The sequence below is a fragment of the Vagococcus intermedius genome (assembly GCF_029144185.1).
Lineage (GTDB): Bacteria > Bacillota > Bacilli > Lactobacillales > Vagococcaceae > Vagococcus_D > Vagococcus_D intermedius.
Genome location: NZ_CP110232.1, coordinates 1,640,181 through 1,656,420 on the forward strand (window position 1 = coordinate 1,640,181; position 16,240 = coordinate 1,656,420).

Consider the following 16,240-nt stretch of genomic DNA (forward strand, 5'->3'; position numbering starts at 1 on the left):
TTAGTTCCTTCTTTCTTTTTTTATTGCATAATCTCACTTAATCGAGTTGTGATTTTTAACATTTCTTGTTCGTTAACAGCACGAATATCAAATTCAATAATACCATTATTACTACGATAGTCACGTGTATAAACAGCCGGACTTTTGGCTTTAAGTTCTGTGATAACTTCACTGGCTGATTTTCCACCTGAAATAGTTACCTCTGCTCGGTAAATCTCACGACCTGCCCCATCTTGAATACTTCGACAGCTAACATCTGGAATCTCATTTAAGGATTTAACAAAAGGTGCTAAGCGAGCTTTCATTGCCTCGCCACTTTCAGAACCATTTGTGACATAATCTTCAAGTGCTTGTGTAAAGCCTAAAATATTTTCTTTACCGATTTTCATTGATCGACCTAAGCCAAGTCCTTGCATCCTCACCCACTCAATGTAAGTCGCTTTTCCAACAACTAAACCAGAACTTGGGCCTTCAATTGCTTTAGCCCCACTATAGATAACCAAATCAGCTCCCATTTGAATATAACCAGTCAAGTCCTCTTCTGCTGCAGCATCTAAAATGAATGGTAAGTTGTTTCCTTTAGCTACTTTAATCGCCTCTTCAATTGACACCATACTTTTTTGAACCGTATGATGACTCTTAACATATAAAATAGCTGCAGTTTGGTCAGTTATCATCATTTCTAAATCTTCTGATGTACAACGATTGGCATAACCCGCTTCGACTAACTCACCGCCTCCTTGAGCAATCATAACATCAATCCCTGTTCCATAATCTACGTTATGTCCTTTAGGCATGATAATTTCACGTTTTTCTCCACGGCGTTCATAAGGGTGATACAAATGATACCGACTTCCTTGACCAATTAGGGCTGCTATACTTTGAGCAATACCTGCTGAGGCACTCGAAACCACCAAGGCATCTTCTGATCCAACTAATTTCGCAATATAAGCACCTGTCTGTTTACTTAAATCAGCCATCTCATAAAAACTATCACCCGCTTGGGCTTGAGCTTTCTTTACACGATCAGATACTTTTGATACACCTAAAATGGTCATTTTACCAGAAGCATTGATTACCTCTTTTAAATTATACTTTTCATAACTGGTTTGTGTCATAACATACTCCTCCTACAATCGCTTGTGTCGGCACAATTTGTGTCTTCACTGTTCGCTTATTTCCATTAGAATCAGTTAAAACTTTTGCTTCCTCACACAATTTAAAGACAGTAAAATCAGCATCATATCCTTCACTGATTTTTCCTTTTGTATTTAAAGAAAAATATTCAGCTGGCTTCACTGTGACTTTATCAATTAAACTAGGTAAATCATACCCTACTTCTAATAATTTTTCTAATGTTGTTGCTAAATCATGAACCGGACCTTCCTCACGATTGCGATGATAAATATCAGTACTAATAGTCGTTGCTAATAGCTCTTCTTTAAAAGCAACTTCAGCTACATGAAAATTGAAGCTATCTGTCCCGTGACCAATATCGAAGATAATTCCTTTATTGTAGGCCTCCCAAACGAAAGCTTTGATTGAATCATCACTCGCCAAAATACCATTTTCTTTACCGTTAAAACAGTGAGTCACAATATCACCTTTATCCAAACAGTTTAAAATATCTGATAATTCTGGCGGTGCTGACCCTATATGAACCATTAACGGTATATCATCGCATGCTTTCTGTATCTCTTTAGCTAAAACTAAAGGTTGAATACCGTTATCTCCAATTACTGTTTTACTCATACGTGCTTTTAAGCCTACAATAAAATCTGGATATTGTTTCAAAACTTTTTGAACACGTTCTTTTTTTATCTTATTTAAATCGGAAAGTTCATCTTGAGCTAAGATCCCCCATTCTGAAATATTGACTAAAGCTAACACATTTGTGTGTGCTTTAGCTGCTAAGTCATAAAATTCGCCAATATTTTGAGCACCAGTCGAACCTGCATCAATAACCGTAGTCACACCTTTTGATATTCCGATTTCATCGGGAAAATCATAATATAAAGACAATTTTTCAAAACAATGGACATGACTATCAATCCAACCAGCTGAGAGATATTCATCATCTGATAACCAGAGAACGTTTGTAGCTTCATTTTCAATACAAGGTGCAACTTTTACAATTCTACCTTCACTCACTAAAATATCACACCGTTCATTAGATACTAACTGGGCGTTTTTAATTAATAAATCAGCCATCATTAATTCCTACTTTCAGCTTCAAATTTAAACTTACTCCATGGTAATAAATAATCTAATAAAACTAACTCTTCTTCTTTTACACAGCCTACTTTATTTTTGCGTAAATCCTTATGCGGCTCTAATACAACTTGCAATTCATTTTTATATTTACCAAAGTCATCATTGCCAATTACAATATCCCCCCGTTGGAAGAGTTGTTCATTGTCATGTGCTGGATTAGACACCTGGCTGAATTTTTTGCGAACTTCTGTTGAACGAACGACCTGATTCGTAATATCTCCTCTACGGAAATGCTGACAAGTCTCGACAATTTCTGTTTCAACTTCATTTACGTCTGCTACATACTGAATAGATAAATGTAATTGATATGGATCAATTGCTGACATCGCTTGTAGTTCATCAGCTGAAGCATAAGCATTGCCAATGACAACATCATCAATAAGACCAGTAGCAAATAAATGTTTAGTTTGTACCTCAATTGGTAAATGACGATGCTCTTCCAAAGTCGGCAAGCCATCATTTATATTCCAAGGTCCAATTTTTCCTACTTGTGAATTAACAAAAGCGGCTGTCCGTAAACCTTGTTTTTTGAAACGTTCGCTACATTTTACAAAGAAATCATACGGCAAAGCAGTTCCTTCTTGTGGATAAAAATTGTGACATCCGTATAAAAACGGTTTATTAGCTTGATAGGTTAAAATATTATCTAAATAAGCCACATCATTACTCATATTTAATTCAATCTTTAATCCAAATGGATTATAAGTTAACATTGCTTCTTTATTGCCATCAAACCCTAAGTCTAGACGGATACCATCCGCTCCTAATTCATGAAAAAATGTAAGATCGTCGTAGGAAATACCTAACTCTTCAAAAATATTAGGTGCAATATCTAAGATAACTTCATAATCTAAATCTTTAGCTACTTGAATAATTTTCGAAAATTTTTGACTTACTTTTTCTTTTCCTTCGGTTACTTCTAACATACTAATAAACATTCTTGAAAAACCAAATGATGCTGCCAATTCGACATACTCTTGATCCTTCTCAAATTCACTATGGTCTGGGTAAATAGAAATTCCTAATCGTCTGTTCATTGATTACATTCCTCCATTATTTTTAAACTAAAAAGCACAGGTTTTAGACTAACATCTCACTAATATAATAACATTATAATAATAAGATGTATATTGTCGTAACTCATGCTTTTTAATTTTTATTCAATTAATTGGCTTGTTCTAATTTTTCTTTTTCGATTTGTTGTTTTTCAAATACTTTAAAGAATGGGTAATAGATAGCTAAAGCAATTAAGAAATTAACTATAACTAAAATAGCTGCCGCTACGCTCCAATTGGTACTCATCCAAGCCGCAACTGGTGCAGGAATAGCAAAAGGTAAACGTGCTACCATCATTGGGACGACATCAGTTACAGTTAAAAAGTACGATAGTGTGGTCGTAACCAATGGTGCTAAAATAAAAGGAATTCCTAAAATTGGATTCATTACAATTGGTGCACCAAAAATAATTGGTTCATTAATATTGAATAAGCCTGGTAAAAATGATAAACGACCTAAACTTTTTAAGTAATCTGATTTTGAAAACATCATTAAGATAACTAATGCTAAAGTTGTTCCTGCTCCACCGATCCAAATAAACCATTGTAAAAACTGTTCAGTAAAGATATTAGGCATATTATGAGCATTAGCGCCAGCATTAAATGCATCAATATTTTCTGCAATTGAAATATCCCAAAACGGGCGAATAACAGGTCCCATAATAGCAGGACCATGAATACCTAAAACCCAGAAAAAAGTTATTAAAAAGACTGTTAGTAAGCCACCTAGTAGGCTATTTCCAGCTAAAACATCTTTTAAGGGCATTAATAATGTACTCAGGAAAGTGCTAATATCAAAATTTAAAACATATCTGATAAACCAGAAAAATAAAATAACAACTAATGCCGGTAGTAGCGCAATAAATGAATTTGAGACTTCTGGTGGGACACCTGCTGGCATTTTAATTGTAATATCACGTTTTTTCATAAAATTAAAAATTTCAACTGATACAATCGCTGCAACCATCGCACCAAATAAAGAAGACGAACTTAGATTACCGATGTTAATATAACGACCCGCTCCAATAACATCTGGAACATCTTCCATAACTTGTAGTGGTTTAACTGTTGAGATTAAAAAAGCTAAAATCGCTAATAACCCACTTGATAATTCATCTAAATCATAGCTACGTGCTAAATTTGTTGCAATCCCATAGGTTGCATACAGTGACATAATTCCTACCGTATACCTGAAGGGTATATCCAACATTGGTTTGTATGGTTCAATGATTGCTGCAACTGATTCGATTGGAATATTTAATAAAATCGTGAAAAATGATCCTACAATAATTAATGGCATCGTTGCTATTAACCCTTTACGAATAGCTGTCATGTGTCGTTGGGACCCTACTTTATTAGCGATAGGCATTACTTTTGCTTCCAAAAAAGTGACTAATTTGTCCATTGTTCTCTCCCTAATCATCATATTTATAATTTCTAATTCAACACAATTATAACATTATAACGTTATAATGCAATATGATTTTAAAAAAAGACCGCTATAACATTATATAGCGGTCTTTGTATTAAATTTCAAACTCCATTTCATATGGATACTGTTCCGTATTATATAAAGCAACTGAGACTTCTATCACTTTTCCATCATTATCAAATGACTTTCTCACTCGTTTCATTACATGTGTTACGTCAGTGGCTAATAAATTTTGTTCTGCAGCACCAATGATACTAACTGAAAATTGATCTTTAAAATGATCGACTACTAAATGATTGTCAGCTAAAATACGATAAAGAGAACTATCAGCTAATTTTTCTTGTGTTTCTTGAAAGACTTTACCTGGAATGAAATGATTAAAAATAATATATGGCTCCTCATTCAACTCATACATTCTTGTAATCTTAGTAACCTCCGCTCCAAAAAAAGCAAAGTAAGGATGCTCATGTTCTAATGTTACTTTTTCGATATTAACGATTTTCTTACTAAGCGTCATCCCTTTTTTTTCTAAAATCGTTGAAAAAGAATCTCCCTTAGAAAGCTTATTAAACAACCGATTACTAATCACTGTTGTGCCTTTGCCACTCTTCTTCTCAACGTAGCCTTGTAATGCTAAAACCTCGACAGCTTTTCTAATCGTAATTTTACTAACTTCGAATAACCCTTCAAATTCTGTTTCTGTCGGCAACATACTCCCTACAGGATAAACATTATTTTGTATGTCATTCTTTATTGTATCAGCAATCTCCAAATACAGTACCTTTTTTCGTCTCATTTTAATACCCTCTCAATACCTTTTATCTCGTATTTAATAAATGTTTAATCTCATTCGTTACTTTATTATATATTATACAAAAAAAAAGCAAAAAATACTTGCAATAACTTTTATATTTAATGCCTTTATAACTTCCCCCTCAAAATCACCTAACGCTTGTCATCACTATTTACCTCAATCTTGATGATATTCACTGTAAACTTCTTGTTTTTTCAACCCTCTTAATTTAGCTACTTTTTTGATTGCCTCTTTAGAAGAGACTTGACTCAGTTGCATTACTTCTTCAATATGCTCTAAGACATTCAACCCTTCCCAAGTAGACTGCTCTTCTTCTAATAACTGACTTTCAGAAATTCCTCCAACTAAAATACAACACTCACCTTTAATATCATTTTCTTCAAGATAGGTTGCAATTTCTAACAATGTGCCCCTCAAATATTCTTCATGTAATTTTGTTAATTCGCGACATAATACAGCTGGACGTTCATCACCAAAAACAGTTGCCATGTTCATAAAAGTTGTCTTGACACGATACGGTGATTCATAAAAAATTGTGGTTTCTAATTTATCTTTTAACTTAGTTAATTCTGTTAATTGCTCACTTTTTTTACGGGGTAAAAAACCATAAAACGTAAACTGGTCAGCAGGTAGACCAGACGCAACCAAAGCTGTAACTCCCGCAGTTGCACCTGGCAAAGCAACCACTGAAATATCTGCCTCTATACATGCAACAACTAACTCATGTCCTGGATCACTAATTGAAGGCATTCCAGCATCACTCACTTGAGCAATCATCTCGCCTTCTAGCATTCTGCCAATTAGCTCAGGAATACGCTCTCTAAAATTATGATCGTGAAAACTAATTTGGGGTGTTTTAATTTCAAAATGATTCAATAATTTTTGCGTGTTTCTCGTATCCTCACTAGCAATGATAGACGCTTTATGTAACATATCGATAGCACGATATGTCATATCTTGCAAATTACCAATCGGTGTCGGAACTAAGTATAAGGCACCCTCATTTGCTTTTAATTTATCAAAACTTTTTTGCTTATTTATCATTGTTACAACTCCTTTATCTTCCTAATAAATAACATTCTTATCAAAAAAAAACCGGTTGGATTGCTCCAACCAGTTTATTTACGTTCACCGTAAATAACGTCTAAACAAAAGGCGCACTCTTCATCGTTTTCACGACGTGAGCCATAACAAACATTACACACATGAAACCCTTCTTCATAAATCTTCTCTAAATTAAGTCTTGATTTAGATAATTCTTGTTTTTCATCTGGCTCTTCCATACTCAATGATTCTAATTCCATTAAACGAGCTCTTAAATGTTTATTCTCAATTTCCAAATTGACATTTTGTTCCGTTAAACTGTCAACTGCAACTTTCATATCACTTAAACGTGATAAAATACCTTTTATCTCAAATTCTAAGTGACCAAACTCATCATATAATGTTTTTTTATCCATTAGCCTCTTCCTTTTTACCACTGGCTGCTTTGGCTGCCTCTTGTTTTTCAGCAAATTCTTTTAATTCATCATAGTCGTAATCAATAGTCACATCTTTACCGTACAATTTTATTTTAAGTACTCGATCTAAAAGATTCAAACCTATCACACGACCACGACCTTCTGGTGTAAGCATCTCAGTACCATAATCTGGTAGCTCACGTTTTGCTTCTTCATAAATATCATTTTCATATTTCAAACAACACATTAACCGACCACATAAACCTGAAATTTTTGTTTGGTTCAGCGATAAGTTTTGATCTTTTGCCATTTTTATAGAGACTGGAATAAAATCACCTAAAAATGTTGAACAGCATAATTGCCGTCCACAAGGACCTATTCCACCCAATAATTTTGCTTCATCACGGACACCAATTTGACGTAACTCAATTCGTGTTTTAAAAATTGCAGCTAAATCCTTGACCAAGCCACGAAAATCAATCCGTCCATCAGCTGTAAACTGAAATATCATCTTCGAACGATCAAAGGCATACTCAACATGAATAAGTTTCATTTCCAATTCATGTTCGTTAATTTTAGCTTTTGCAACTGACTTTGCCGCCTCAGCATCGGCTTGATTTTTTACTTCTTTAGCAATATCTTCAAACGATGCTTTTTTTATAATAGGTTTCAATTCATCCGGTACATCTTTTGGATCTAGTTCTTGGTTAGGAATGGCAACTTGACCTAACTGCTTACTTTGTTGCGTTTCAACCAAAACTTTTTCATTATATGCATACTCTTCATTATTTGAAGAGAAATAATAGATATGACCTGCCGATCTAAATCTTACACCAACAACTTCTACCATTGAATCCTCCTTATCCATCTAACAAGGTAATTGTTAACTGTTCGCAAACATTTTGAAAACTGACATTTGCTTCAAACTTTTTGCGACTGATTAAGGTCTGTTCGATTCCAGTTACTATTTTTTGTTGTGACCATTTGCTACGAGTTACTTGAGTATCTTCACCTCTTACCTTGTTATAAAGTAACTGATTAAAATAGACTAGTAGCATATCAAACATTAATAACTGTTGTTTTTTATCTTTAAACTGTTTGACTAATTTTTGTTGGACAAATACAAAGCTAAAATGATTGCTTTCAACTAAATAAGTCACCCATTTTAGAACAGCTTCTTTAGATTCATTAAACCACTCATCTCTATAAAATTCAATAGCTTTCTCTTTGCTATTAGTAAGTTCAGCTAAAAATTTGGCTTCAATGGGTGGAATATCCTCTGCTGTTAACAATAAGCTTAACTGTTTTTTAGATAAGGGATTAAAGTGTAACAACTGGCACCGCGATTGAATAGTTGGTAAAATTCGGGCTTTTGAATCTGTGATGAAAAGAATAATCATGTCACCGTCAGGTTCTTCAATAAATTTCAATAGACTGTTAGATGCACTTGTAGTTAGCTTTTCTGCTTCTTCAATGATGACTACTTTTTTCTGACTTTCCATCCCACTTTTGATAAAGGTTGCCTTAATATCTCTAATTTGGTCTACTTTAATTGTTTGACCTTCAGGAATTATCGTTAAGACATCAGGATGATCTCCTACCAAAATCCGTTGACAATTATGGCACTCGGCACAAGGTCTTGCTCCCTCTGATAAACAGAATATTGCCTGGGTGAGCCACAGAGCCATCTCTTTTTTACCTGTCCCTGATGCTCCTTCAAACAAATACGCATGGGTTAAACGCCCCTTAGTAATACTTGTGGATAGCTGTTGGTAGACTAAGGGTTGTAATTTAGCTAGTGACATTTTAGAATTGATGGAAACTTTCGACTGGTAAAACGAACACCGTTGCTCCACCTACTTGTACTGGTATAGGAACATTTAGATGACTATCCACAACAGCATCTACACTAATTGGTGAGGTCATATATTGTTCACGAGATTGACAAACTGATTCAATTACCTCTAACGCTTTCTGCACGCGTTCATCTTCTATCCCAATAATAAAGGTTGTATTGCCTTCTTTTAAGAATCCACCTGTCGTTGATAACTTCGTAGCTCGAATGTTTTCCTTAACAAATTTACTAGATAGACGATTGCTATCTTTATCTTGAATAATAGCTAAAATCAATTTCATCATACTTGCTCCTCTCATTATTTAAAAATTGTGGGATATCTTTTTTTAATTACGCTTAAACTTGCTTCTACAACTTGAGACAGTTCCAAACTAGCATCAATCACTTCAATCCGTTCTTGATGTTCCGCTACTAGAGATAGATAGCCACCACGAACTTTTTTATGAAAAGCTAAACTCTCTTGATCTAAGCGATCAATTTCAGAAGTTTGACGTCCTTTTTGAATCCGTGCTAAGCCTTTTTCGGATTCTATATCTAAGTATAACGTTAAATCAGGTAACTTGCCTGCTGTTACAAAATTGTTAATTGACGCAACTTCGTCCATTCCTAGTCCACGACCAGCCCCTTGGTAAGCTAAAGAACTGTCAACAAAACGATCACATAGTACCACCTTATTTGCAGCTAAAGCAGGTAAAACTTTTTCAACAAGATGCTGACGTCTGGCTGCTGCATACAATAAAGCCTCAGTTCGGTCATCCATTGTTGTATTTTTAGGATCTAGAATGACTTGTCTAATCTCCTCCGAGATTGGAATACCCCCTGGTTCTCTTGTAATAATCAACTCGTTTTTTAATTGTTGTTCTAGGATCGGAACCAGTGTCTGAATTAGACTTGTTTTACCGGCGCCATCTGGACCTTCCACTGTTATAAAAATACCTGCCACTTCTTACCACTCCTACTATCTCTTTTTGTTAATAACTACTTTAAATTTCACGTCTGCCTTCAACAGCTTTTAATAAAGTAATCTCATCAGCATACTCAATATCACTTCCAACTGATAAGCCATGAGCAAGTCTTGTCACTTTAATTCCGGCTGGCTTAATTAAACGAGACAGATACATAGCAGTTGCTTCTCCTTCAGTTGTAGCATTTGTTGCAATAATAACCTCTTTTATCTCAGCATCATGTAGACGCTTAATGAGCGTAGCAATATTAATATCATCTGGTCCTGTCCCATCCATAGGTGATAAGACACCATGTAAGACGTGATATTGCCCTCGATATTCTCGCATCTTTTCTAAAGACATGACGTCTTTAGTATCTTCCACAACTAACACAACACTTTTATCACGTGTCTGATCTTGACAAATATCACATAAATGATTTTCAGTAATATTGCCACATAACTCACAATAATGCAGATCACGTTTGACGCTAATTAATGATTTAGCAAATTCATTAACGTCTTCCTCACGCATATCAAGGGTATGAAAAGCTAAACGCGCTGCTGTCTTAGCTCCAATTCCTGGTAAACGCATATAACTTTCTATCAACTTAGCAATCGGTGTTGGATAATGCATAACTCTCAGCCTTTCTGTTTAAAACCTAGCATCAATTGTCTAATTTTTCAAAAAAACAGGAAGACTCGCTTCCTGTTTTTTTTTACCTGATTTAGAACCCAGGTAGACCTTTTGTATATTGTCCCATTGTTTTTTCAGTCTCTGTGTCAATCTTAGATAGTGCGTCATTCACTGCTGTAAGTAATAAGTCTTGCATCATTTCAACATCATCTGGGTCAACTACTTCTGGTTTGATAGCTAAATCGACCATTTTTCGATTACCTGTGAATGTTACTGTGACTAAATCATTGCTTGCAGCTCCAGTAAATTCTTTGGCATTTAATGCTTCTTGTGCACCAGCCATTTCTTTTTGCATTTTTTGAACTTGTTTCATCATGCCTTGCATATTTCCCATTCCGCGCATCATAATTCTATCCACTCCTAATTCTATTCATTTTTATTTTATTATAACTAGTTTCCTTAAAAAATCCTACTAGTAAACAACTATCTTGACTTACTTTTTAATCATCTATTACTTCAATCATCGTTTCACCAAAAAAATCGACAGCTTGATTCAAAATTTTTGCTGCCTGTTCCTCTTCGTCTGGTTCCTCTTGTCCCGTTAGAAAAGCAACCGTTTCGGGAGGTTCTTCTAAAGAAGTATCTGCCATTTTCAAATCATTTTTAGACCTAGTTTCTTTTTTTTCAGGTTCGCTTGCTTGGTGTTGTTGAATAAACTCACGTCTTATGACTTTCCACCCATCACTAGGAATACAAATAACGGTCGGACTATATTGTAACAAACGCTCCAAGCCTGCGACCACTCTGGCTTGTAATTCAGTATCCTCACTAGCTCTTTGACAAACAATTTCATAATCAAAAGTTAAAACTAACCCCTTATCACTTGCAGCTACAGGCTGACTAGCTTTTAGCATGGCCCGCTGTGTGACTGTTAGTAACTGTAGTAACTCTTCCCAAGCATCTTGAACTTGGATCAAACGACTTCTAGTAGCCTCATCCAAAATTTGGTAAACTTTTTCTTTTGGCAAGCGATATGTCGCTTGTGGTTTTGTTTTAGCACGAGTCGCTGTTTTTTGAGCAGTCTTAGGTTGTGCCATACTCTTAAATTTATTTTCAAGTTGATCTAACCGAGCTATTAATTCAGAAATGTCTGGGTTAACTGCCTCACTCATCTGCTCCTTACTTACTGAACTAACCGATGTACTTGAACCTATCCCTACCTGTTCAACTGTTACAGGTCTTAGATTAGCAAGTTTTACAATCGCGACTTCCAGATAAATATCTGGATGATTCGTAAATCTAATTTCTTTTTGGGTATCACTCAATATCTTAATAAATTGATAAATCTGAGCAGGGTCAAACGTTGTGCTTAGCTCTTTAAATTTGGCTGTTAACTGTCCATTTTGATTCGCTAAAAGATTTGGTGCTTGTTGGAACATCAATAAATCGCGACAATACAAAAGTAAATCTTCTAAAATTCGACTACTTTCTTTCCCCTCAGCCAATAAATCGTGTAATACCGTCAAACCTGTTTCTGTTTGGTTTGATTGACATGCTTCAATTAACTGATCCATTCTCTCAAAAGTGAGGCTTCCTGTCACTTGTAGCGCATCATTGACTGTCAGAGCCCCTTCACTAAATGATAAAGCTTGATCTAAAATGCTTAAGGCATCTCGCATCCCGCCCTCAGCGGCTCTTGCAATAACATATAAGCTTTGTTCATCGTGATCAATTCCCATCTCAGTTAAAATATGACCCATGTGGGTGACAATATCTCCGGTGTCAATTCGCTTAAAATCAAAACGTTGTGTTCTCGAAATAATTGTCAGTGGAATTTTATGAGGCTCCGTTGTTGCCAAAATAAAAATGACATTTTTAGGAGGCTCTTCTAATGTTTTTAACAATGCGTTAAACGCCCCTGTTGATAACATATGTACTTCATCAATAATATATACTTTAAATTCAGCTTGTGTCGGTGCATACTTAACTTTCTCACGTATATCACGAATTTCTTCAACACCGTTGTTACTAGCTGCATCTATCTCGATTACATCGTTTAAACGGCCCTCGGTAATCCCTAAACAGATATCACACTCATTACAGGGTTCGCCACCATGATTGTTCGGACAATTAATTGCCTTGGCAAAAATTTTAGCAGCACTTGTCTTACCCGTCCCCCGAGGTCCAGTAAATAAATACGCATGAGAGGTCTTTTTTTGTATAATGGCATTTTTTAATGTTTGGGTCACCATTTGTTGCCCTACAATTGTGTCAAATCTTTGAGATCGCCAAACTCGATACAATGCTTGATATGTCATAACTATCCCTCTCCTTCTAAGATTTCACTAGTCATTATTATACGTTAGTCCCCATTAAAAAACCACTATTTAGAAATTTTTATCTTAGCTTTTTTTTATTACTCCTTACTTTTTTTTCACGGTCAAGTGCTCCCCTATGGTACAATAATAGACAATAGCTTACTATCAAAATACTTATTAAAAACACACATTAAAAGGAGAATTTATTATGGGATTAATTAAAGCAACGGTCGATTCAATCGGAGGGGGCTTAGCTGATCAATGGCTAGAGATAATCGAGCCAGATAATTTAACTGATAAGACAGTCATGACACATGGTGTAATGATGCGAAAAGATGAGCGTCGAGGCTCTAATAAAAAAGGAACCCCTGGTGTTGTAACAGATGGCTCTGTTATCCATGTCTATCCAAACACCATGATGCTTCTAGTTGATGGTGGAAAAATTATCGATTACTCATCGGAAGAAGGGTATTATACCGTTCACAATGACAAAGCTCCTTCTATGTTCTCTGGTAACTTAAAAGCTGCTATTAGCGAATCTTTTAGCCGCTTTAAATTTGGTGGCACTACACCACAAAATCAAAAAGTTATTTACATCAATTTACAAGAAATTAAAGGGATTAAATTTGGCACAAGCACGCCTATTAACTACTTTGATAATTTTTACAATGCTGAATTATTCTTACGTGCTCACGGTAACTACTCAATGCGTGTCACAGATCCTATCTTATTCTATTCAGAGGCTATCCCTAAGAGCCAAGCTCGTGTTGAAATAGAGGATATTAATGAACAATATATGGCTGAATTTCTAACAGCTCTGCAAGCATCTATCAACCAAATGTCAGCTGCTGGCGAGCGTATTTCTTATGTTCCTTCTAAAAGTATGGAATTAAGTAAATTTATGGGGAATGTCTTAGATGATGAGTGGCGTGCTAACCGTGGTATGGAAATCGTGTCAGTTGCCGTATCAAGCATTTCCTATACTGATGATTCAACCGACTTGATCAACATGCGTAACAAAGGAGCAATGCTTGGAGATCCTAATATTCGTGAAGGGTTTGTTCAAGGTTCAATCGCTAGTGGCTTAGAAGCTGCGGGTTCTAATGCAGCAGGAAGTGCTACAACCTTTATGGGGATGGGCGCAGGCATGAATGCTGGTGGCAACTTCATGGGGCAAGCTAGTCAAAGTAATCAAAATCAAATGGCCGCTCAAGCTGAAAAAGCTGAAAAAGAAAAAGCTCAAGATACTTGGGAGTGTCCTAAAGACGGTACCCAAAACACTGGCAAATTCTGTTCTGAATGTGGTGAGGCCAAACCCACACCACAAGGTTCTGGCATTCAGATGAAATGCGCAGCCTGTGAAAAAGTTATTACCATAACAGGCTCTATGCCTAAGTTCTGTCCCGAATGTGGCCAACCATTCCAAGGTTTACCTTTATAATCACATTTTTTCTGAAGGGAATTAAATTATGAGCGATGTTATTATACATAAGTGCCCTAACTGTGATGGGCCATTACTCTTTGATCCGAAAGATCAAAATTTTCATTGTGAATACTGTTTGAGTCGCTTCTCTGTTACAGATATTGAAAAATTTGAGGCTAAGAAAGCTGAAAAAAAACAAGACACTCTAGCAAAAGACAGTTCCTCAAGCATCGATGCCCCTGTAGAAAATTTAAATTTGGAGCCACCTGAGAGAAATTCGACTAGTGAACACTATGCGACAGATACTCATAAAGAGTCTGACGATGATGCTTACATGGAACTTTTTAATTGTCCAAGTTGTGGTGCCGAAATAGTAACAGAGGCAACAACCGCTGCGACTTACTGCTATTATTGTCATAATCCTGTAGTTCTAGCTGGGCGTATTAGCGGTGAGTTCTTACCAGAATCTATCTTACCTTTTGCTATTGAAAAAGAAGAAGCAATCGATTCATTTTTGAACTGGGCTCAAAAAAAGAAATTTATTCCAAAAGATTTTTTTGACAAATCCCAAGTAGAAAAACTAACGGGTGTTTATTTTCCTTATTGGATTGTTGATGCTGATTTAAGCGGGGATTTATCAGCCAATGCTAACTCTATTAGCGTATGGCGTGTTGGAGATTATGAATATACTCAAACAAAAAAATTCAAACTTTATCGTAAAGGTAAAATATCGCTAACTGCTTTAGTAAAAAACGCTTTGAAGAAAAATGCTAAAGTTAAAATGGTCGAGTCAGTACAGCCCTTCCCTTTAGAACAAAGCCAGCCATTCCATTCACAATTTTTAGCAGGTTTCCAAGCCGAAAAACGAGATATTGAAATAAGTGAATTAAATCAAGAACTTTCATCAGAACTCAAAGGTTATGGCAATGATTTACTTGAAGACACAATTTCTGGGTACTCAACTGTTTATAATAAACAAAGTCACTTACAGATAGATAAACAACAACAGCGCTACGTACTACTTCCTGTTTGGTTAGTAACCTATAATAATCAGCAAGATGCTAGCGAAAATCCTAAACCCTATTATTACGTAATGAATGGTGCTACAGGAAAAGTAAGTGGAAAATTACCTATCAATACATTCAAACTTACACTCTTTTCATTAAGCATGGGGATACTGGCATTAATTGCCGTCTTAATTGGAGGTTATTTCATATGATAAATAATCTGTTAAAAAAATCATTAATTATTATAATCAGCTTCCTCGGCTTTTGTCTGATTAGCTATCCAGCCCAAGCCAATGAAACCTCTCGCTTGTTTGATGAGGCAAATTTGTTTTCTGATAGTGATAAGACAACTATCCAATCAGCAATTGCTACTTTTAAAACTGAAACTAAGATGGATGCCGTAATTTTAACAACAATCGATGCTGAAGGCAAAAGTCCGCAAGACTACGCAGATGATTTTTATGATCAACATAACTTTGGAACGGGTCCTAATAAAACTGGCTTTCTATTCTTAATTGATATGGATAATCGAACCTACTATATTTCAACAGCTGGAACCCTAATCGAACTACTAACTGGTAGTAAAAGAGAACGATTATTAGACCATGCTGAAACATCTATGAAAAGTCAAAATTATACTGATGCTGTGTTGAGCGTGATTGATGATATGTCTCGATATACTAAAAATTATAATTACGATCAATCTTCTGGTGCCCTAACAAAAGTTAAAACCATTACAACACTCGAAGGCCTTATTGCCGTTATCGCAGGCATTGTTGTTTCCCTTGCTGTCTACTCAACAGTATATGGTAAATACACGTTAAAACGCTCAAGTTATCGTTACTCTTATCGTGATAATGGTAGCCTAAGTTTATCTCAACGTGATGATCATCTTATCAACACGTTTACTACTTCTAGACACATACCCAAGGTGGACCCAGGAAATGGTAGCCATACCTCAAGTGGTGGCTCAAGTCATGGTGGAGGCGGAAGAGGTTTTTAAAAAAAGAAGCTCAATGAGC

Annotated in this window: 17 protein-coding genes; 3 read left to right on the forward strand and 14 right to left on the reverse strand. The window is 35.7% G+C overall.

The window, feature by feature from the left end:
• Positions 1–20 precede the first annotated feature (20 nt).
• From OL234_RS07665 to dnaX, 14 genes are all read right to left on the reverse strand, one after another.
• Positions 21–1,118, reverse strand: a complete 1,098-nt coding sequence (locus OL234_RS07665) for a DgaE family pyridoxal phosphate-dependent ammonia lyase (RefSeq protein ID WP_275468659.1) — start codon at positions 1,116–1,118, stop codon at positions 21–23.
• Positions 1,099–2,211: an amidohydrolase/deacetylase family metallohydrolase gene (locus tag OL234_RS07670; RefSeq protein ID WP_275468660.1), complete on the reverse strand. Its 1,113-nt coding sequence runs from the start codon at positions 2,209–2,211 to the stop codon at positions 1,099–1,101. The genes OL234_RS07665 and OL234_RS07670 overlap by 20 nt, the downstream gene beginning before the upstream one ends.
• Positions 2,212–2,213: 2 nt before the next feature.
• Positions 2,214–3,311 carry a DUF871 domain-containing protein gene (locus OL234_RS07675; RefSeq protein WP_275468661.1) on the reverse strand — a complete coding sequence of 366 codons (1,098 nt, stop codon included), beginning with the start codon at positions 3,309–3,311 and terminating at the stop codon, positions 2,214–2,216.
• Between the two features lie 127 nt (positions 3,312–3,438).
• Positions 3,439–4,734: a PTS sugar transporter subunit IIC gene (locus OL234_RS07680; protein ID WP_275468662.1), complete on the reverse strand. Its 1,296-nt coding sequence runs from the start codon at positions 4,732–4,734 to the stop codon at positions 3,439–3,441.
• Positions 4,735–4,855: 121 nt separating this feature from the next.
• A complete protein-coding gene (locus OL234_RS07685; protein ID WP_275468663.1) occupies positions 4,856–5,557 on the reverse strand; it encodes a GntR family transcriptional regulator in 702 nt (233 codons plus the stop codon).
• Positions 5,558–5,731: 174 nt separating this feature from the next.
• Positions 5,732–6,616, reverse strand: coding sequence for a 16S rRNA (cytidine(1402)-2'-O)-methyltransferase (rsmI, locus tag OL234_RS07690; RefSeq protein ID WP_275470130.1), 885 nt, complete (start codon positions 6,614–6,616; stop codon positions 5,732–5,734).
• Positions 6,617–6,693: 77 nt separating this feature from the next.
• Positions 6,694–7,035: a DNA replication initiation control protein YabA gene (locus tag OL234_RS07695; RefSeq protein ID WP_275468664.1), complete on the reverse strand. Its 342-nt coding sequence runs from the start codon at positions 7,033–7,035 to the stop codon at positions 6,694–6,696.
• Positions 7,028–7,885 (reverse strand): PSP1 domain-containing protein, encoded by an 858-nt coding sequence (locus tag OL234_RS07700; protein WP_275468665.1) that lies wholly within the window; start codon positions 7,883–7,885, stop codon positions 7,028–7,030. The genes OL234_RS07695 and OL234_RS07700 overlap by 8 nt, the downstream gene beginning before the upstream one ends.
• A 10-nt stretch (positions 7,886–7,895) precedes the next feature.
• Positions 7,896–8,852 (reverse strand): DNA polymerase III subunit delta', encoded by a 957-nt coding sequence (gene holB / locus OL234_RS07705; RefSeq protein ID WP_275470131.1) that lies wholly within the window; start codon positions 8,850–8,852, stop codon positions 7,896–7,898.
• Complete coding sequence (darA, locus tag OL234_RS07710; protein ID WP_275470132.1) at positions 8,842–9,171, reverse strand: cyclic di-AMP receptor DarA; 330 nt, start codon at positions 9,169–9,171, stop codon at positions 8,842–8,844. Before darA ends, holB begins: the two co-directional genes overlap by 11 nt.
• Before the next feature lie 17 nt (positions 9,172–9,188).
• Positions 9,189–9,833 carry a dTMP kinase gene (tmk, locus tag OL234_RS07715; RefSeq protein WP_275468666.1) on the reverse strand — a complete coding sequence of 215 codons (645 nt, stop codon included), beginning with the start codon at positions 9,831–9,833 and terminating at the stop codon, positions 9,189–9,191.
• Positions 9,834–9,873: 40 nt separating this feature from the next.
• Positions 9,874–10,470, reverse strand: coding sequence for a recombination mediator RecR (recR, locus tag OL234_RS07720; protein WP_275468667.1), 597 nt, complete (start codon positions 10,468–10,470; stop codon positions 9,874–9,876).
• Positions 10,471–10,561: 91 nt separating this feature from the next.
• Positions 10,562–10,876, reverse strand: a complete 315-nt coding sequence (locus OL234_RS07725) for a YbaB/EbfC family nucleoid-associated protein (RefSeq protein WP_275470133.1) — start codon at positions 10,874–10,876, stop codon at positions 10,562–10,564.
• 94 nt (positions 10,877–10,970) lie between these two features.
• Entirely contained in the window at positions 10,971–12,788 is a 1,818-nt protein-coding gene (gene dnaX / locus OL234_RS07730) for a DNA polymerase III subunit gamma/tau (RefSeq protein WP_275468668.1), read from the reverse strand.
• A 208-nt stretch (positions 12,789–12,996) separates the two neighbouring features.
• On the opposite strand from dnaX, the gene OL234_RS07735 reads away from it, so the two are divergent.
• From OL234_RS07735 to OL234_RS07745, 3 genes are read left to right on the forward strand one after another with little or no spacing between them, the layout of a single operon-like run.
• Positions 12,997–14,229 (forward strand): SPFH domain-containing protein, encoded by a 1,233-nt coding sequence (locus tag OL234_RS07735; RefSeq protein ID WP_275468669.1) that lies wholly within the window; start codon positions 12,997–12,999, stop codon positions 14,227–14,229.
• A 28-nt stretch (positions 14,230–14,257) separates the two neighbouring features.
• Positions 14,258–15,430, forward strand: coding sequence for a TFIIB-type zinc ribbon-containing protein (locus OL234_RS07740; protein ID WP_275468670.1), 1,173 nt, complete (start codon positions 14,258–14,260; stop codon positions 15,428–15,430).
• Positions 15,427–16,221: a TPM domain-containing protein gene (locus OL234_RS07745; RefSeq protein ID WP_275468671.1), complete on the forward strand. Its 795-nt coding sequence runs from the start codon at positions 15,427–15,429 to the stop codon at positions 16,219–16,221. Before OL234_RS07740 ends, OL234_RS07745 begins: the two co-directional genes overlap by 4 nt.
• Positions 16,222–16,240: the final 19 nt, after the last annotated feature.